Consider the following 18,469-nt stretch of genomic DNA (forward strand, 5'->3'; position numbering starts at 1 on the left):
CGGCTGCGTCAATCGACTCGTTTCCCAGCATTGTCGAACCAATGCAGCTTCTCGGCCCTGGCCACGACGCGCAGTTGATCGCCGGGTTTGGCCGTGGCGCGGCCGGCCACACGCACGACGATGCGGTTGCCGCCGGCGGCACAGTGAAGAAAGCTTTCGGCTCCCACAGGTTCGACCGCCTCGACCGCCGCAGGCAGAATAAGCGCGCCGGATGATGCCTCAGCACTGAAGGTGACGTCGGCATCCTCAGGGCGGAAGCCAAGCGTGGCGGCGTTCGTAGGCGCGAAGTCAACCGTCTTGCCGTCGGTCAGCGCCGGACCAGCCGGTCCTTGCAAAAGAGGCAAAAGGTTCATCGGCGGCGCTCCGATGAAGGAGGCGACGAAGGTCGACGCCGGCTTCTCGTAGATGTCGAGCGGCGCACCCGTCTGCTCGACCAATCCGCCATTCATGACGACGAGAATATCGGCCAGCGTCATCGCCTCAAGCTGGTCATGGGTGACGTAGACCGAGGTGACACCGAGCGAGCGCTGCAAATTCTTGATTTCGACCCGCATCTGGCCGCGCAGTTTGGCGTCCAGGTTGGAAAGCGGTTCGTCGAACAGGAAGACTTTCGGATTGCGCACGATTGCGCGACCCATGGCCACGCGCTGGCGCTGGCCGCCGGAAAGCTCGCGTGGGCGCCGGTCGAGCAGCGCCGTGAGTTCCAGCACCTTGGCGGTCGAGCGAACCCTGCTGTCGATCTCGTCCTTGGGAGTACCCCGGTTGCGCAATCCGTAGGCCATGTTGTCGTAGACCTTCATATGCGGATAGAGCGCATAGTTCTGGAACACCATGGCGATGTCGCGCTCGGTCGGACCGATCGTGTTGACGATCTTGCCGTCGATGGCGACGATGCCGGAAGAAATGGTCTCAAGCCCGGCGATCATCCGCAGCAGCGTGGACTTGCCGCAGCCGGACGGCCCAACCAGAACGCAAAGCTCCTTGTCGGGAATGGCGATCGAGACACCCCTCACCGCCTCGACGCCGCCGGGATAGACTTTCTTCACATCCTTCAGATCGACGGTCGCCATCAGCTTCTCACTTTTCGGTATCGACCAGTCCGCGCACGAACCAGCGTTGCATCAGCACCACGATCAGGATCGGCGGCAGGATGGCCAGCATCGCGGTGACCATGACCAGATGCCATTGGGTATCGGCATCGGCGAAGGAGACCATCTTTCTAAGTGCGATGACGATGGTGTTCATGTCGTTGCTGTTGGTGACGAGCAGCGGCCACAGGTACTGCGTCCAGCCATAGATGAAGAGGATGACGAACAGTGCTGCGATGTTGGTGCGCGACAGCGGCAACAGGATGTCGAAAAAGAAGCGCCATGGTCCGGCGCCGTCGACACGCGCCGCTTCCACCAACTCACCTGGAATGGTCATGAAGAACTGGCGAAACAGAAGCGTGGCGGTGGCCGAGGCGATCAGCGGAATGATCAGGCCGGCATAGGTGTCGATCATGCCGAGATCGACCATCACCTTGTAGGTCGGCAGGATGCGCACCTCGACGGGAAGCATCAGCGTGATGAAGATCAGCCAGAAGAAGACCATCCGAAGCGGAAAACGGAAGAACACGATCGCATAGGCCGAAAGGATCGAGATGAAAATCTTCCCCACCGCGATGCCGAGCGCCATGATCGTGGTGTTGAGCAGCAATCGGCCGACACTGACGCCGCCGATGCGGCCGACACCGCCGAACAGCGCCCCGCTGTAATTGTTCCAGACCTGGTCGCCGGGCAAAAGAGGCAATGGCGGCTTGAGGATGGTCTGCAGCGTCTGCGTGGAGGCAACGAAGGTGTAGTAGATCGGGAAAGCGACGATCAGGATGCCCAGGATGAGCACGGCGTGGGCGATGAGGGGGCGAAGCGGGGACTGACCAATCATCGCTCGCGCTCAACCGTAGTGGACTTTGCGTTCCACATAGCGGAACTGGATGGCCGTGAGTGAGATGACGATGACCATCAGGATGACCGACTGCGCGGCCGAATCGCCGAGGATCAAATTGACGAAACCGTCATTGTAGACCTTGTAGACCAGCGTCTCGGTGGCCTTGCCCGGCCCGCCGCCGGTGACCGCATGGACGATACCGAAAGTGTCGAACAGCGCATAGACCGTGTTGACGACCAGCAGGAAGAAGGTCGTCGGCGCGAGCAGCGGGAAAACGATGGTCCAGAAGCGCTTCGTCTCCCCGGCGCCGTCCATGGCCGCCGCCTCTATCAACGTCTTCGGCACTGCCTGCAGCCCGGCGACGAAGAACAGGAAATTGTAGCTGATCTGCTTCCAGGCAGCCGCGGACACCAGCAGGATCATGGCTTGGTTGCCGTTAAGCAAGGGATCCCAGGCGATGCCGAGACCTCTCAAGGCGTAGGCCAGCGAACCGATCGAGGGGTTGAACAGAAACAGCCACAACATGCCGGCAATCGCCGGCGCCACCGCATACGGCCAGATCAGCAGCGTGCGATAGAGGCCTTTGCCGCGCACCACCTTCTCGGCCATGACGGCAAGCAACAGGGCCACACCCATGGCGACGATCGCGGTCGCCAGAGAGAACACCAGCGTAACTTTGATCGAGTTGAGGTAGGCCGGGTCGGCCAGCACCTTGCGAAAATTGGCGAGCCCGACGAACTTGCTCTTCAGCCCGAACGGGTCTTCCCTGAGCATCGACTGGTAGAGCGCCTGCCCGGTCGGCCAGTAGAAAAAGATCAGCGTAATGGCGAGTTGCGGCGCCACCAACAGGTAAGGCAGGGTCTTGTTGGGAAAGACGACGCGTGGAGACAGGGTGATTCCCTCGCTATTCAGGAAATCGTCCACGCGGGTCCGCGTGGACGAGGTTCAACTGACAAATCGCTTCAGTTTCCGATCGCTTCCTGAATCGCCTTGTTGCCGCGTGCGACCGCGTTGTCGAGCGCCTGCTGCGCAGTCTGCTGGCCGGCCAGCATCTTCTCGAACTCCTCGTTCTCGATGTCGCGCACCTGCGGCAGGTTGACGAGGCGCACGCCCTTCGAGTTCTCGGTCGGCGCCTTGCCCAGCATCTGCAGGATCGGCGTCTCACGGCCCGGATTCTTGTCATAGAAGCCGGACTTCTTGGTCGCCTCATAGGCAGCGAGCGTCACCGGCAGATAACCCGACTTCTGGTGCAGATACTCCTGCACTTCGGTCTTGGACAGGTAGGAGAAGAACGCCGCGACGCCCTTGTATTCCTCGTCCGATTTGTTGCCGAACACCCACAGGCTGGCGCCGCCCGGCGTGGTGTTCTGGGGCGCGCCCTTGGCGTCACTATCATAGGGAAGCTGGCCGATGCCGTAGTTCATGCCCGACTTGACGATGTCACCGAGACCCCCCGACGATTCGGTGAAGATGCCGCATTCTCCGGCAAGAAAGATCTGCTTGGCTTCGGATGTACGGCCGCCATATTTGAAGGTGCCGTCCTTGGCCAGGTCGGCGAGCGCCTGGAAATGATTGACGAAGATCGGCGCATTGATCTTGAGCTCGACGTCGGTTCCGGCAAGTCCGTTCTGGTTGGTGCCATAGGAAACGTCATTCCAGGCAGCGAAGGCCTCAAGGTGGATCCAGGTCAACCAGGTCGAGGTATAGCCGCAGGAAGCGGCGCCGCTCGCCTTGATCTTCTTGGCGGCTTCCCACACCTCGTTCCAGGTCTTTGGCGGATTGTTCACATCAAGCCCGGCCTTCTGGAAGATATCCTTGTTGTAGTAGAGGATGGGCGACGAGGAATTATAGGGGAAGGACAGCATGGTCCCGTCCGGCTTCGAATAGTAGCCGACGATGCCGGGCAAATACTGGCTCTTGTCGAAGGTCACGCCGGCGCTGGTCAGCACATCGGCCACCGGCTTGATCGCACCTTCGGCGGCCATCATGACGCCGGTACCCACGTCGAACACCTGGATGATGTCGGGCGCTTGCCCCGCACGAAAGGCAGCGATGCCGGCATTCAGCGTTTCGGGATAGGTGCCCTTGAAAACAGGGAGAATTTCATAGTCGCTCTGGCTGGCATTGAAATCCTTGGCGATCTTGTCGACCACCTCGGCATTGGCGCCGGTCATTGCATGCCACCAACTGATCTGGGTGGCGGTGAAGGCGGAGGTGGTGGAAAGCAGGGTCAAGGTGGCGGCAACACCGGCCGCAAAGCCGAACAACTTCATGTTTCATCTCCCGTTTGTCATTGGCGAAAGGGGCGCTCCCGCGAACGCAATATGTGTCGCTGATGACAATCGGACAACGGATTTGTTGCTGTTTCGTGAATTTCATACCCGGCTAACTTCGCGCCCCCTCGCCTTGCAACGAGGACAGAGAGAAATGCCAAGCCGGCTCAGCGATAGAATGGGGCATGGTGGGCCTGCAAGGATCGCCGACCGCCCAGCGATGCGTGAAGGGCCCGCGTGACAGCGCCACGCACCTGCACCGTGCGGCCGCCAAACCGGCGCTCGGCCAGATCGAGATCGGCCGAGCGGCATCGCGCCAGGCGCTGCTGTAACCGTGCGTCTGGAATGAGACAGGATCGCCGCAACGTACAACCCGAAAAACCCGCTGTAGTTGTAGTTCGCATAACCGATTCTTCGTCAAGCGTGGCATACTAATCAAGTGGACGGCTTGATTGCTGTGGGAGAGCAGGTGGGGCGAGATGCTGACGGTCTATAATTGTATCGTGCATGAGCACGATCTGAGACTGGTCGCACTGGCAGCGCTCATTTGCGGTATTTCTTCCTTCTCGGCGGTCAACCTGCTTCGCCATGTCGACCGCTCGAGCGAGCGCAACCGCTATACCTGGCTGATGATAGCAGCCACTTCCACCGGCTTCGGTATCTGGGCGACGCATTTCATCGCAATGCTTGCCTTTTCTCCCGGAATCCCCAACGCCTACAATACGGAAATGTCGGCGCTTTCGCTCGCCGGTTCCGTCGCCCTGACCGCTGCGGGCATGTGGATCGCCACCTTGCGCCGGGGCATCGACTACCCTCTGGTCGGCGGCGCGGTCCTCGGCGCTGGTATCGCCGCCATGCACTATATCGGCATGGCCGCCTTCGAGGTCGAAGGGCGCATCGTCTGGAACCCGCTGCTGGTCGGCGTCTCGGTGCTGACAGGCGTCACCCTCGCCGCGCTGGCGCTGCTGGTCGTGTTGCGACGGCCGTCCATGCAGGCCACAATCGCCGCCGCCATCCTGTTGACGCTGGCGATCTGCAGCCTGCACTTCATCGCCATGGGCGCGGTGTCGATCTTCCCGGACTCCTCCATCGAGATATCGCAGTTCACGGTCGAACCGGTGTCGCAGGCCTTCGCCGCCGCTGCAGTCAGCATGGCTATCCTGGTGCTTTCAGCCGCAGCATTGTGGATCGACCTTCGCTTCCGGCGTCACAAGCTCGAGGCCGAGCGCATGCACGGCCTCGCCAACGCCGCCGTCGAGGGGCTGATCGTCTGCGACGGCGCCCGCATCGTCAGCGCCAATGACAGCATCGCGGCACTCACCGGCATTGCGCCGGAAGTGCTGAACGCGATGCTGCTTGGCGACCTCTTCGGCGAACGCACCGCGGCCGGCATGTCCGACTGCAGCGGACAGGCACAGGAAGCCGAACTCAGAGCCCATGACGGCGCCACCATCCCCGTCGAACTTATCGCCAGAAGCATCGACTATTGCGGCAAGCGGCACAGCGTGGTCGCCGTGCGCGACATCCGCGAACGCAGGAAGGCCGAGCAGGAGATCCTGCGCCTCGCCCATTTCGACCCGCTGACCGGGCTCCCCAACCGCCGCAGTTTCTCCGGCCGGCTCGAGGCCGAAATTGCCGCAATGGACCGCGGCGGCAAGGGTGGGCATCTTGCGCTGCTGCTGCTCGACCTCGACCGCTTCAAGGAAGTGAACGACCTGTTCGGGCATGGCGCCGGCGATGCCATGCTGCAGAAGGTGGCGCTATGCGCCTCCGCCGTGCTCCGCCACGGACAGATGCTGGCGCGTCTCGGCGGCGACGAGTTCGCCATCATCGCTCCGAACCTTCCCGATCCGCAGGCGGCCGGCCGCATCGCCGAGGCGGTGCTGGCGGCCATGCGCGAGGAAAACCGGCTGTCGGTCGGTGGCGGGCTGGTGTCGGCCAGCATCGGCATTGCACTTTATCCGCTCGACGCCGATGAGCCGACACTCCTGGTCAGCCACGCCGACACCGCGCTCTACCGCGCCAAGGCCGAGGGCAAGGACACTTACCGTTACTTCGAGGCCTCGATGGGCGCCGAGGCGCGAGACCGGCGCGTGATGGAGCACGAACTGCGCCAGGCCATGGCGCGCGATGAGTTTCGCCTCGTCTACCAGCCACAAAAGGAGATCAGCAGCGGGCGGATGGTCGGGTTCGAAGCGCTGATCCGCTGGCGCCATCCGCAGCGCGGCGACGTGTCGCCGGCGACCTTCATCCCGGTGGCCGAAGACAGCGGCGTCATCATCCAGATCGGCGAATGGGTGCTGGCGACGGCCTGCGCCGAGGCAGCGCGCTGGAAGAACCCTCTCACCGTCGCGGTCAATGTCTCGGCGGTGCAGCTCCACAATCCGAATTTCAGCCGCAAGGTGCATGAAGTCCTGCTCGGCTCCGGCCTGACGCCCGGCAGGCTCGAACTCGAGATCACCGAAACGGCGCTGGTCAAGGACATGCCGCGCGCGCTGGCGACCTTGCGCCAGGTGAAGGCGCTTGGCGTGCGTGTGGCGATGGACGATTTCGGCACCGGCTACTCCTCGCTGTCCAATCTCCGCGCCTTCCCCTTCGACAAGATCAAGATCGACGGCTCATTCATCAAATCAGTCGACAGCAACGGCCAGGTGGCAGCCATCGTGCGCGCCGTTCTGGGGCTTGGCCGCGGTCTCGGCCTGCCGGTTCTGGCCGAGGGCGTCGAGACGCTGGGCGAGCTGAAATTCCTCGACGCCGAGGCCTGCGAGATCGGCCAGGGCTACTATCTAGGCCGGCCCAACCCGATCGAGGCGTTCAGCGAACTGACCGGCGTCGCGGCACCGGCGGCACAAGACGACGCCGGCGTCAAACAACGCGGCGGCAGCATCTTGATGCTGCCGCCGGCGGCGGCCCTGCGCTCAGCCTAGAGCAATTAGTGTGAAACGGTTTTCCGTCCGAAATTGCGTCGAAACAAAAAAGTTAGCGCGGGTAGCCGTTTCGACGAAACGGTGAACCGCTCTAAGGGGCGAGTGCGGCCTCGACCAGGCGCTTGGCATCCGGTCCTGACCATTCGGCCGGTCCGTTCATATGCGCGATCAGGCAGCCTTCGCCATCGATCAGCATGGTGACGGGGAGGCCTAGCGCCAAGCCACGCGTCTTGACGTCGTTGAACAGCGCCAGCGTCGAATCGCGGTAGTAGCCGAGCGACCCGATGCCGATATCGGCGAGGAACTTCTTGGGCTTCACATCGTCGCCGGCATCGACATTGACCGCGACCACTTCGAAGGCATCGCTGCCCTTTTCCTTCTGCAAGGCGTCGAGCGCCGGCATTTCGGCGCGGCAGGGCGCGCACCACGTTGCCCACAGATTGAGCAGCACGGTCTTGCCGGCATGATCGGCGAGCGTCATCGGCTTGCCGTCGGGACCGTTGAAGGCGAGACTTTCCAGCGACTGCGGCGGATCGGCGGGCAGCAATGCCGCAACCTGGCCGGTGGCTGCGGCGGCAACTTTTTTGGCGCGGTCGCTCTTGGCGGCGCAGGCGACGTCGTCCTTGCTGTTGCCCGCGCCGGCCGCAGGTGCGCTGCCGGTGGCTGCGTTGTTGCCAGACCCGCTCTCGCTGACATATACCGCGACCGCGCCGGCCAGCACGCCCGCCAGCAAAGCGGCGAGGATCAGGCGCGGGGCCGGGAAGTATCTGTTACCGTCTGCCATTTTCTAAGACTGCTCCGGAGCACGGGTTATAGCGATGAGCGACAAGAAGGCCAGCAACCAGATGTGGGGCGGACGTTTTGCCTCGGGTCCGGCCGCGATCATGGAAGCGATCAACGCGTCGATCTCGTTCGACCGCAAACTTTATGCGCAAGACATAAGAGGTTCGGTCGCCCACAGCGAAATGTTGGCTGAAACGGGCATTATTTCGGCGGCCGATCAAGACAAAATCGCTCAAGGCCTGAACACGATCCTGAAAGAGATCGAGGCCGGCACGTTCGAGTTCTCGACCCGGCTGGAAGACATTCACATGAACATCGAGGCCCGCCTTGCCGATCTGATCGGCCCGGCCGCCGGCCGCCTGCACACGGCGCGGTCACGCAACGACCAGGTGGCGGTGGATCTCCGGCTCTGGGTCAAGGACGAGTGCTTTCGCGTCGCCGAGGCGCTGAAGGGGCTGATCTCAGCCTTGCTCGACCGCGCCGAGGAGCATGCGGCGACCGTGATGCCCGGCTTCACCCACATGCAGGCGGCGCAGCCGGTGACCTTCGGCCATCATTGCATGGCCTATGTCGAGATGTTTTCGCGCGACCTGTCGCGGACCCACGATGCCATCGAGCGGATGGATGAAAGCCCGCTCGGCGCGGCAGCGCTTGCCGGCACCAGTTTTCCGATCGACCGCCACAAGACCGCGAAGGCGCTCGGCTTTCGCGAGCCGATGCGGAATTCGCTCGACAGCGTCTCCGACCGCGATTTCGCGCTGGAGTTCTTGAGCCTGGCCGCGATCTGCGCCACGCATCTGTCACGGCTCGCCGAAGAAATCATTATCTGGTCGACGCCGCAATTCGGCTTTGTCAGGCTGTCGGATTCCTTCTCCACCGGCTCCTCGATCATGCCGCAGAAGAAGAACCCGGACGCCGCCGAACTGGTGCGCGGCAAGACCGGCCGCGTCACCGGCCATCTGGTCGGCCTTTTGACGGTGATGAAGGGCATGCCGCTGACCTACGGCAAGGACATGCAGGAAGACAAGGAATCGGTCTTCGACGCCGCCGAGACGCTCGATCTGATGCTGGCGGCGATGACCGGCATGGTGCGCGACATGACGGTCAATGCCGCCGCCATGAAAAAAGCCGCCGGCTCGGGCCACGCGACCGCGACCGACCTCGCCGACTGGCTGGTGCGCACGCTGGGCCTGCCCTTCCGTGAGGCACACCATGTCACAGGCCGCGCTGTGGCGTTGGCCGAAGAGAAGAAGGTGAGCCTTGAAAAGCTGGCGCTGGAGGATCTGCAGTCGATCAATCCCGGCATCACCCAGGACATCTTCTCGGTTCTGGCCGTGCAGAATTCGGTCAAGAGCCGCACCAGCTTCGGCGGCACCGCGCCGTCGGAAGTCAGGAAGCAGATCCGCAGCTGGAAAAAGCGCATCGCCAAGGCATGATGCCGGGGTGCAATGCGCCTAAAACTCGGTTAAAAGCGCAGCACATAAAGTTTCGGACGGATGGATCGATGACCGCAAGCAGGATTTTGGTGACGCTGACGCTGCTGACGGCGATGGCTGCCGTGACCGCTTGCGGCCGTAAGGCCGGTCTCGACACGCCCTATGAAGAGGCCGTCCAGGCCCGCAAGGACGCCGAGCGCGCCAAACAGCCGGTACCGCCGGAGCCGGAAAAACCGGTCGTGGACAAGAAGTTCATCCTCGACCCGCTGATCTAGAGCCGATGAGACCGGCTTGGTCTTTCTGACCAGGTCTCGTGCTAACCAGGTCTCGTGCTCCAACTTCCGGAAACACTCTCGTGAACCATTTCGATTACCGCGACGGCGTGCTCCATGCCGAGGACGTGGCGATACCAGACATCGCCGCAAGCGTCGGCACGCCGTTCTATTGTTATTCGACGGCAACCTTGACCAGGCACTACCGGGTGTTCGCCGGGGCCTTTGCCGGGCTCGACACGCTGGTCTGTTACGCCTTGAAGGCGAATTCCAACCAGGCGGTGCTGCGAACGCTGGCAAAGCTCGGCGCCGGCGCCGACACCGTCTCGGAAGGCGAAATGCGCCGCGCGCTCGCCGCCGGCATCCCGGCCAGCAAGATCGTATTCTCGGGCGTCGGCAAGACCGCGCGCGAGATGGATTTTGCGCTCGAGGCCGGCATTCTCTGCTTCAATGTCGAATCCGAGCCGGAGCTTGAATTGCTGTCGGCCCGCGCCACCGCGCTCGGCAAGGTGGCGCCGGTCTCGCTGCGCATCAACCCGGATGTCGACGCCAGGACGCACAGGAAGATCTCCACCGGCAAGGCCGAGAACAAGTTCGGCATTCCCTGGCAACGGGCGCGCCAGGTCTATGCCCGCGCGGCCGGGCTGCCGGGCACCAAGCCCATCGGCATCGATACCCATATCGGCAGCCAGATCACCGAGTTGCAGCCCTTTGACGATGCTTTCGCGCTTCTGGCGGAACTGGTCGGCGCGCTGCGCGCCGATGGCCATGCCGTCGAGCATGTCGATCTCGGCGGCGGCCTCGGCATCCCCTACCGCACCGACAACAGCCCGCCGCCTTTGCCCGATGCCTATGCCGAGATCGTCAGGAAGCATCTGACAAAGCTTGGAGTGAAGGTGATGTTCGAGCCGGGCCGGCTGATCGTCGGCAATGCCGGCATCCTGGTCTCGGAAGTGATCTTCGTGAAGGAAGGCGACGCCAAGAACTTCCTCGTCGTCGACGCCGCCATGAACGATCTGATCCGGCCGACGCTCTACGATGCCTTCCACGACATCAAGCCGGTGGTGCAGCCGCCGGCCGACACGCCGCGCATGGCGGTCGATGTCGTCGGCCCGGTCTGCGAGACAGGCGACTATCTCGGCCTCGACCGTGACCTGCCCCGGCTCAAGTCTGGCGACCTAATTGCCGTCACCACCGCCGGCGCCTATGGCGCGGTGCAATCCGGCACCTACAACACCCGCCTACTTGTGCCTGAGGTTCTGGTCGACGGCGACCGTTTCCACGTCGTGCGCCGGCGCCAGACCTATGACGAGCTGATCGGCCTGGATTCGGTGCCCGACTGGCTGAAATAGAAGCCGCAGCGCCGGCTGCGCTACAGCCGGTTCTGGATGAGCATCCTTGTGTCGGCGATCCTGTCCTCGTCGCGGCGGTAGAACGTCCATTGCTTGATGCGCTTGGGGCGCAGCAGGCCGGCCTGGGTAAGCACGCGCATATGTTCGGAGAGCGTCGCCTGCGTAATGCCGAGCTTCTCCGCGATCAGCAGCGCGCAAACGCCGTCCTCGACCAGATCGCCGTCTGCCTGGGCCGGGAAATGCGCCTGCGGATCCTTCAGCCAGTCGAGGATCTGCAGCCTGCGTTCGTTGGCGATCGCCTTGAAGACATCAACCTCTTGCATTTAGCCATTTTGCCAAGTTATTAATTGCTGTCAATCCCAAGGAGATGGTCATGACGAACGGCAACACCGTCACGCGCGAACGCATTGCCGCGATGGAACCGCGCATCCGCCGCTATATCAGGCACACGCCGGTGCTGCGCGTCGACATGGCCGATTTCGACCGGCCGCCGCTGGCGGTCGACCTCAAGCTCGAATGCCTGCAGCATTCCGGTTCGTTCAAAGCGCGCGGCGCCTTCACCAATCTGCTCGAACGGCCGGTGCCTGCGGCCGGCGTCGTCGCCGCATCGGGCGGCAATCATGGCGCCGCGGTCGCCTATGCCGCCATGCGGCTTGGCCACAAGGCGACGATCTTCGTTCCCGAAGTCAGCCCACCGGCCAAGCTGCAGCGCATCCGCGGCTACGGCGCCGAACTGATCGTCGGCGGCGCCCGCTATGCCGAGGCGCTGGCCGCCAGCGAGGCTTTTGCTGAAAAGACCGGCGCGCTGCAGATCCATGCCTTCAACCAGGAGGAAACATTGGTCGGCCAAGGCACGCTCGGCCTCGAAATCGAAAACGATCTGCCCGACATCGACACGCTGCTGGTCGCTGTCGGCGGCGGCGGCCTGATCGGCGGCATCGCCGCCTGGTTTGCCGGCCGCATCAGGATCATCGCCATCGAGCCCGAAGGCGCGCCGACGCTGCATCACGCCTTCGAAGCCGGCCACCCCGTCGATGCGCCGGCCGAAGGCGTCGCCGCCGATTCGCTGGCGCCCAAGCGCGTCGGCGAGATGATGTTCCCGATCGCCGAGGCTTTTGTCGAGCGCTCCATCCTGGTCACCGACGACGCCATCATTGCCGCGCAGAAGGCGCTGTGGGAGCGGGTGCGTATCATCGCCGAGCCGGGTGGGGCCGCTGCCTTTGCGGCTCTCTTGTCCGGCCGCTACACCCCGGCGCCGGGCGAACGGATCGCGGTCCTGGTATGCGGCTCGAACACCGATCCCACGAAATTCTAAACCTTGCTGCGACTGAAGTGGGACGCAAACCCGCCAAAGCTTTTCAAGTTTTCCGGAACCGCCTCGCCTTTGCCGTGTTTGCTGGTAAACTTCTGCTTGTTGAGTCCGGGCTATCCCGCCCGGGCAGGAAGGGCCAATGACGGAACGCCCCATTTCCAGTGGCGATCGCAGCCTGGCCGGGCGGCTTGCCCTGAGCCGGCTGGCGACACGGGTCTCGATGACGGTCGAGCGCGGCTGGCCGCTGCTTCTGCCGCTGCTCATCGTCGCCAGCCTGTTTCTCAGCCTCTCCTGGCTCGGCCTTTTCCCCCGGCTGCCTGACATTGCGCGCATTATCCTGGTCACGGCGTTCGGTATTGCCACGCTGGCGGCGCTCTACCCGCTGCGTTTCTTCAAGCTTCCATCCGCCGCTGAAATCGACCGCCGTATCGAGGCCGCCAACCAGCTGCAGCACAGCCCGGTGCTGGTGCAGACCGACCGTCCCAGCGGCAAGGAAAGCATCTTTTCCCAGGCGTTGTGGCGCGAACACCAAAAGCGCATGGCCGACAAGCTCGGCAGCCTTGGCGCCGACCTGCCGCGTACCCGCGTGCCGGAGCGCGATCCGTGGGCATTGCGTGCCGTGGCGGCGCTGCTGTTGGTCACCGCTTTTGCCTTTTCCTTCGGACCGTCCGGCGGCAGGCTGTCCGATGGTTTCAGTGCGCATGCGGCGCGCGACATCATACCGCCGCGCATCGATGCCTGGGTGACCCCGCCGGCCTATACCGGCAAGCCGCCCATCTTCTTGACCGCGCCAGTCATCGATGGCAACGCCAAGCAGGCGGTTGCCACCTTCACCGTGCCGCAAGGCAGCGACGTCTCGCTGCGCGTGACCGGCGGCTCCGGCGAGGAAACGCTAAGCTTTGCCGACAAGGGCGGCAATGCTCGCGCCATCGACCCGTCGGGACCACAGGTGGCGGCCGTCAAGGCAGCGGCGGTCAACCCCGCGACCCCCAAGCTGCGCCAGTTCACCGGCAAGCTGACCGCCGACGGCACGCTGACGCTGAAGTCGGGCGAAGCCGATCTCGGTCGCTGGGCCTTCGCGGTGATCCCCGACAAGCCGCCGACGATCCGCTTCGTCGGCGAGCCCAAGCGCGCCGTCAACGGCGCCTTCGAGCTCAACTACCAGATCGACGACGACTATGGCGCGGCCACCGCCAAGGCGGTTTTCGCGCTGGCCGATCCGGCGGCGCCCGATGCGCATCCGCTCTACGGTCCGCCTGACCTGCCGCTGGCGCTGCCGCGCCGCGGCGGCAAGGCGAACGCCGCCAAGACCACCAAGGACCTCACCGAGCACGTCTGGGCCGGCGCCAGCATCAAGCTGTCGCTTGTCGCCACCGACGATGCCGGACACACCGCGACCAGCGAAACCAAGACTATTGTGATGCCGGAGCGGCCCTTCGCCAACCCGCTGGTGCGGGCGGTGGTCGAGCAGCGCCGCCTGCTGGCGCTCGACGCCAATGCCAAGCCGCGCGTGCTCGACCTGATGGACGCCATCACGCTGCGGCCCGAGGACACGTTCGACAACATGTCGCATTACCTCGCCATCATGAGCGCCCGCAGCCGGCTGAAGATGTCGGACAGCGACGATCAGTTGCGCAACGAGGTTGCCTATCTCTGGGAAATCGCGCTCGGCATCGAGGAAGGCAATCTCTCGTCCGCCGAAAAGCGGCTCCGCCAGGCCCAGCAGGCGCTGCAGGACGCCATCAAGCGCGGCGCCAGCGACGAAGAGATCGAAAAGGCGATGAAGGAACTGCGCGAGGCGATGAACGAATTCCTGCAGGAATTCGCCGAGCGCGCCAAGCAGAACCCGAACGCGCCGCAGATGCAGCAGAATGGTCGCGAGCTGCGTCAGAGTGATATCGACCGCATGATGGACCAGATCGAGAACCTGGCGAAGTCGGGCGACCGCGACAAGGCGCAGGAGCTGCTGTCGCAGCTGGAAAACATGATGAACAACCTGCAGGCCGGCCGTCAGCAGCAGGGCGGCGAGCAGGACAGCGAGATGCGCCAGCAGATGGACAAGCTGGGCGAGATCATGCGCCGCCAGCAGGAGATGATGAACGACACCTACCGCATGGACCAGATGCAGCGCGGAGATAATCAGCAGCCCGGCGAAGGCAATGGCGACGACCCGGACCAGCCGGGCGTCGGCAAGGATCGCGATCCTCTCGCCCGGCCGAAGTCGATGACACCGCAGGAATTCGCTGATGCGATGAAGCAGTTGCAGGAAGGCCAGGGCCAGTTGCAGAGCGAACTCGACAAGCTGAAGAAGGGCCTGGAAGGCATGGGCATGCAACCCAATGAGGGGTTTGGCGACGCTGGCAAATCCATGGGCAATGCCGAAAAGTCGCTTGGCGAAGGCGAAGGCGACCAGGCAGTCGGCCACCAGGGTCGCGCGCTGGAAGCGCTGCGCAAGGGCGCCAAGGAGATGATGAAGCAGCTGCAGGCGATGCAGGGCGACCAGGGCGGCAGCCAGGAAGGCGGCCGCCAACAGGACGCCGGCCGCGATCCGCTGGGCCGACCGCGCGCCAGCCGCGGACCCGATTTCGGCGATTCGGTGAAGGTGCCCGACGAGATCGACGTGCAGCGCGCCCGCCAGATTCTCGAGGCGATTCGCAAGCGGCTCGGCAACGCGCTCAGCCCCGACATCGAGCGCAGCTACCTCGAGCGGCTGCTGGAGCTGAAGTAGCCTCCAAGGCAACATCCGTCGAACTGAATGGTATCAGCGCCATGCCGAAACTCGGTGCCGTCACGCCCATCCTGCGCATCTTCGACATCGCCAAGGCACGCGAATTCTATGTCGACTTTCTCGGCTTCAAGGTCGAGTTCGAGCACCGCTTCGACGACAATGCGCCGCTCTACATGGGTGTAATCCGCGACGGCTGTGTCCTGCATCTGAGCGAACATCATGGCGACGGCGCGCCGGGTATAGCCATGCGCATCAAGGTTGAGGACATCGCGGCGTTGCACCGCGAACTGATCGGCAAGAGATACCGCTACGCCCGGCCGGGCCTCGAAACCACGTCGTGGCAGACCCGTGAAGTGTCGGTCGGCGACCCCTTCGGCAATCGCCTGCATTTCTACGAGGATGCAACAGACTAAGCCGGCCGGTTGACGAACGCCTCGCGGATCGCCTCCTGCATGCCGTCGATAGCTTCGCCTGAGGCATTTGGGCTGCGGTGCATCACCACATTCGAGGAATCGATATGGCCGAACCCGTCAGCGGCGGTGAGTTCACGACAGCCATCCGGAATATTGCTGTGCGAGATCGGCGCGATCGCCAGGCCAGAGGTGACGGCGAGCTTCAGGCCGCCGGTGGTGTCGCTGGTATAGGCGACACGGTAGGCCAGCCCACGCTGCTCAAGCGATTTGATGGCAAAGTCCTTGCACCAGCCGGCCCGGTTGTAGAGCGCGATCGGCACCGGCCGCTCCTCATGCATGTGATGCAGGCTCGATGTCACCCACACGGTCGGATCGTGCATCAGCACCTCGCCGCCGGAAGGATCCTGCCATTCGAACACCACGGCGAGGTCGAGTTCACCGGCCCCCAACGCTGCCAGCTGGGCGCCCGAATGTGCATAGCGCACGGTGACCTCGACCTTGGTGTGACGCTTCGAGAAGGCGCCGAGCGCGCGCGACAGGATGGCGTGACCATATTCCTCGGGAATGCCGATGCGCACAGGCCCGCCAAGCGGTGCCGCCGCCATCGATGCCGCCGTCTCGTCGAGCAGAGAGACGATGCGGCGGGCATTGACGATCAGCTCGCCGCCACGGCGCGTCAGCGCCACGCCGCGCGAGCCGCGTTCGAACAGGCTGTCGCCGACCAGCTCCTCGAGCTTCTTCATCTGCATCGACACCGCCGACTGGGTGCGCCCGGCCTGCTCCGCCGCCCGGGTGAAATTGCCCGCTTCGGCAATGGCGACGAAGGTGCGCAGGAGATCGCTGTCGAGGGTTGGCCGCATCGAATCCGTCATAAGCAAATTTGATCTCTGGTATCATTCCAATTCGTTTGCAACATGTCAAACGCCGCAGCATAGTCCGCTCACCCATTGGATATGCCGCCGCGAAACCGGCTGCGGACCAATCAAAGAGTCCTCACTCATACCCGCTGCCCGAAACGGTGGCGGGTTCTTTTTACCCAGGCCGGGCGCCTGCGGGCAGTTAAGGCAAGGGCCGGCAGAACAACATGCGCAACCGGATCGTTCTCGGCATCATCAGCCTGTGCCTTGGCGTGCTGGTGTTCTCGCTCCAGGACCCGCTGGTCAAGGCGGTGTCGGCCGGCTATCCCGTGACCGAGGTGATGTGGATCCGCTCGATCGTCGCTTTGCCGATCCTGGTCGTTCTCGTTCGCGCCGATGTCGGCCTGCGGGCCATCGCCTCGAAGCGGTTCGGCCTGCTGACGATACGCGCCTTCATCCAGTTCTCCTCCTATACGGTCTACTATCTGGCGATCGCTGCCTTGCCGCTCGCCGACGCGGTGGCGCTCTATTTCATGGCGCCCCTGTTCATCATGGCGATAGCCGGGCCCTATCTCGGCGAGCGGGTATCCTGGCAGGCTCTCGCCACCGTGCTGATCGGCATGCTGGGCGTGGTCGTGATGCTGCGCCCGGGCGCCGGCCTGTTCGACTGGGCGGCGCTGCTTTCGTTGGGCTCGGCTTTGCTCTACGGCTTTTCACAGCTGATGGCGCGCAAGATCGGCGACACCGAATCCTCCACCGTCATGGCCTTCTACCAGAACGGCGCCTATCTCGTCGGCGCCGCCGCGGTTGCCGGCACATTCTGGCTTGCCGGCATTACCCACGCGGTCCATCCCAGCCTCGAATTCCTGGTGCGGCCATGGGTTTGGCCGACGACACCGGACTTCCTCAAGATGGCCGCCTGCGGCTTCGTCGCTTCGGCCGGCATGATCCTTCTATCGCAAGCCTACCGGCTGGCGCCGGCCAACCGCGTCGCCACCTTCGAATACACAGGGATCATCTGGTCGCCGTTGTGGGGCTTTCTGTTCTTCAACGAGGTGCCGCGCTCGACCACCGCCATCGGTGCCGCGCTGATCATCGGCGCCGGCCTGCTGGCGCTCAACACCGAGCGGCGCAGGGGCGCGGCGCCCGTGCTTGCCGCAACACAGGATGCCGCGTGAATCAAGACTATGCGAAGCAGGCCAGCGCCTGGTCGACGCGCGAGCGGATTTCGGCCAGCGTGAAGGGCTTCTGCACGACATCGATAATGATGCCGTTCAACTCCTCGGCGCGCTCGCGCTGGTCGGCATAGCCGGTCATCAGCAAGATCTTCATGTCAGGGAAAAGCCTGGCCGCGGCGATCGCCATCTCGATGCCGTCCATCTCCGGCATGCGGATGTCGGAGACGACGAGGTCGTAACCGCCGCCCGCCGCGCCGATCATCGCCAGCCCCTGCGCGCCATCGGCGGCAATGTCGATTGAATGTCCGGCGCGTTCGAGCGCGCGGGCGGCGAGGGTGCGGACGGACTCATCGTCCTCGACGATCAGAAGCTTTGCCATGCGCCGGAATTTGGCGGGCAAAAGTTGACTTTTTCTGAAAATTTGAAACGTCGAGAAGCCTTTTCTCAGGCGTCGCCTTTCACGACGCCGACAAACGGCAATTCGCGGAAAGCGTGAGCGACGTCCATTCCGTAACCGACGACGAAATAATCGGGACAGTCGAAGCCGACATAATCGGCATTGAGCTCGGTCTGGCGGCGCATGCGCTTGTCGAGCAGCACCGCAATGGCGCAGCTTTTGGCACCGCGCGACAGCATCAGATTGCGGGTGAAGGAGAGCGTCTTGCCTGACTCCAGGATATCGTCGATCAGCAGCACGTCGCGGCCGGCGACCTCATTGTCGATGTCGCGCAGCACCCTCACCTCGCCGCTGGTGGTGCCGGCGCCATAGCTGGAGATGAAGATAAACTCGACCTCCGGCGACAGCCCGACATCGTGCATGGCGCGGATCAGATCGGCGGCGAAGATGAACGAGCCCTTCAGCACCGAAATCACCAGCAGGTCGTGATAGTCGTGCTCGGCGATCTCCTTGGCGAGTTCGAGATTGCGCCGCGCGATCGCGGACGCCGAAAACAGGACCTCGATGTCCTTGCCGCGCACAACTGGCATCAACAACCTTTCCAGAGAACCG

General features: G+C 63.6%; 17 protein-coding genes. 8 read left to right on the forward strand and 9 right to left on the reverse strand.

Annotation, left to right across the window (positions count from 1 at the left end):
• Positions 1 to 8 precede the first annotated feature (8 nt).
• From ACYG9Z_RS10425 to ugpB, 4 genes are all read right to left on the reverse strand, one after another.
• The gene (locus tag ACYG9Z_RS10425; RefSeq protein WP_023751700.1) at positions 9 to 1,070 is read right to left on the reverse strand and encodes a sn-glycerol-3-phosphate import ATP-binding protein UgpC; all 1,062 of its coding nucleotides are present in this window, start codon (positions 1,068 to 1,070) and stop codon (positions 9 to 11) included.
• A 7-nt stretch (positions 1,071 to 1,077) separates the two neighbouring features.
• Positions 1,078 to 1,926, reverse strand: coding sequence for a sn-glycerol-3-phosphate ABC transporter permease UgpE (gene ugpE / locus ACYG9Z_RS10430; protein WP_023751699.1), 849 nt, complete (start codon positions 1,924 to 1,926; stop codon positions 1,078 to 1,080).
• Between the two features lie 9 nt (positions 1,927 to 1,935).
• Positions 1,936 to 2,820: a sn-glycerol-3-phosphate ABC transporter permease UgpA gene (ugpA, locus tag ACYG9Z_RS10435; RefSeq protein ID WP_023731064.1), complete on the reverse strand. Its 885-nt coding sequence runs from the start codon at positions 2,818 to 2,820 to the stop codon at positions 1,936 to 1,938.
• A 71-nt stretch (positions 2,821 to 2,891) separates the two neighbouring features.
• Positions 2,892 to 4,202, reverse strand: a complete 1,311-nt coding sequence (gene ugpB, locus ACYG9Z_RS10440; RefSeq protein ID WP_023726977.1) for a sn-glycerol-3-phosphate ABC transporter substrate-binding protein UgpB — start codon at positions 4,200 to 4,202, stop codon at positions 2,892 to 2,894.
• A 479-nt stretch (positions 4,203 to 4,681) separates the two neighbouring features.
• On the opposite strand from ugpB, the gene ACYG9Z_RS10445 reads away from it, so the two are divergent.
• Positions 4,682 to 7,129, forward strand: a complete 2,448-nt coding sequence (locus ACYG9Z_RS10445) for a bifunctional diguanylate cyclase/phosphodiesterase (RefSeq protein ID WP_023751698.1) — start codon at positions 4,682 to 4,684, stop codon at positions 7,127 to 7,129.
• A 91-nt stretch (positions 7,130 to 7,220) separates the two neighbouring features.
• On the opposite strand, the gene tlpA is transcribed toward ACYG9Z_RS10445, so the two are convergent.
• Positions 7,221 to 7,913 (reverse strand): thiol:disulfide interchange protein TlpA, encoded by a 693-nt coding sequence (tlpA, locus tag ACYG9Z_RS10450; RefSeq protein WP_023734604.1) that lies wholly within the window; start codon positions 7,911 to 7,913, stop codon positions 7,221 to 7,223.
• A 34-nt stretch (positions 7,914 to 7,947) separates the two neighbouring features.
• On the opposite strand from tlpA, the gene argH reads away from it, so the two are divergent.
• From argH to lysA, 3 genes are all read left to right on the forward strand, one after another.
• Positions 7,948 to 9,348, forward strand: coding sequence for an argininosuccinate lyase (gene argH / locus ACYG9Z_RS10455; RefSeq protein WP_023735182.1), 1,401 nt, complete (start codon positions 7,948 to 7,950; stop codon positions 9,346 to 9,348).
• Between the two features lie 68 nt (positions 9,349 to 9,416).
• On the forward strand, positions 9,417 to 9,623 hold the full coding sequence (locus ACYG9Z_RS10460) for a hypothetical protein (protein WP_023751697.1): 207 nt from the start codon (positions 9,417 to 9,419) through the stop codon (positions 9,621 to 9,623).
• 80 nt (positions 9,624 to 9,703) lie between these two features.
• Entirely contained in the window at positions 9,704 to 10,972 is a 1,269-nt protein-coding gene (gene lysA / locus ACYG9Z_RS10465; protein ID WP_023751696.1) for a diaminopimelate decarboxylase, read from the forward strand.
• Between the two features lie 20 nt (positions 10,973 to 10,992).
• Here the strand turns inward: lysA and ACYG9Z_RS10470 are convergent, their stop codons facing one another.
• Entirely contained in the window at positions 10,993 to 11,295 is a 303-nt protein-coding gene (locus ACYG9Z_RS10470; RefSeq protein WP_023694025.1) for an ArsR/SmtB family transcription factor, read from the reverse strand.
• 50 nt (positions 11,296 to 11,345) lie between these two features.
• Here ACYG9Z_RS10470 and ACYG9Z_RS10475 point away from each other — a divergent pair, with 50 nt between their 5' ends.
• From ACYG9Z_RS10475 to ACYG9Z_RS10485, 3 genes are all read left to right on the forward strand, one after another.
• Entirely contained in the window at positions 11,346 to 12,287 is a 942-nt protein-coding gene (locus ACYG9Z_RS10475) for a threonine/serine dehydratase (RefSeq protein ID WP_023751694.1), read from the forward strand.
• Between the two features lie 136 nt (positions 12,288 to 12,423).
• Positions 12,424 to 15,012 (forward strand): TIGR02302 family protein, encoded by a 2,589-nt coding sequence (locus ACYG9Z_RS10480; RefSeq protein WP_023751693.1) that lies wholly within the window; start codon positions 12,424 to 12,426, stop codon positions 15,010 to 15,012.
• Between the two features lie 41 nt (positions 15,013 to 15,053).
• A complete protein-coding gene (locus ACYG9Z_RS10485; protein WP_023685340.1) occupies positions 15,054 to 15,425 on the forward strand; it encodes a glyoxalase superfamily protein in 372 nt (123 codons plus the stop codon).
• Here the strand turns inward: ACYG9Z_RS10485 and ACYG9Z_RS10490 are convergent.
• A complete protein-coding gene (locus tag ACYG9Z_RS10490) occupies positions 15,422 to 16,285 on the reverse strand; it encodes a LysR family transcriptional regulator (RefSeq protein ID WP_023685341.1) in 864 nt (287 codons plus the stop codon). The genes ACYG9Z_RS10485 and ACYG9Z_RS10490 overlap by 4 nt on opposite strands.
• 224 nt (positions 16,286 to 16,509) lie before the next feature.
• Here ACYG9Z_RS10490 and ACYG9Z_RS10495 point away from each other — a divergent pair, with 224 nt between their 5' ends.
• Positions 16,510 to 17,460 (forward strand): DMT family transporter, encoded by a 951-nt coding sequence (locus tag ACYG9Z_RS10495; protein ID WP_023751692.1) that lies wholly within the window; start codon positions 16,510 to 16,512, stop codon positions 17,458 to 17,460.
• A gap of 7 nt (positions 17,461 to 17,467) precedes the next feature.
• Here the strand turns inward: ACYG9Z_RS10495 and ACYG9Z_RS10500 are convergent, their stop codons facing one another.
• Positions 17,468 to 17,839 (reverse strand): response regulator, encoded by a 372-nt coding sequence (locus ACYG9Z_RS10500; RefSeq protein ID WP_460222812.1) that lies wholly within the window; start codon positions 17,837 to 17,839, stop codon positions 17,468 to 17,470.
• A 65-nt stretch (positions 17,840 to 17,904) separates the two neighbouring features.
• Positions 17,905 to 18,447, reverse strand: coding sequence for a hypoxanthine phosphoribosyltransferase (hpt, locus tag ACYG9Z_RS10505; protein ID WP_023673315.1), 543 nt, complete (start codon positions 18,445 to 18,447; stop codon positions 17,905 to 17,907).
• Positions 18,448 to 18,469 lie beyond the last annotated feature (22 nt).

Source organism: Mesorhizobium sp. RSR380A, from assembly GCF_054719385.1.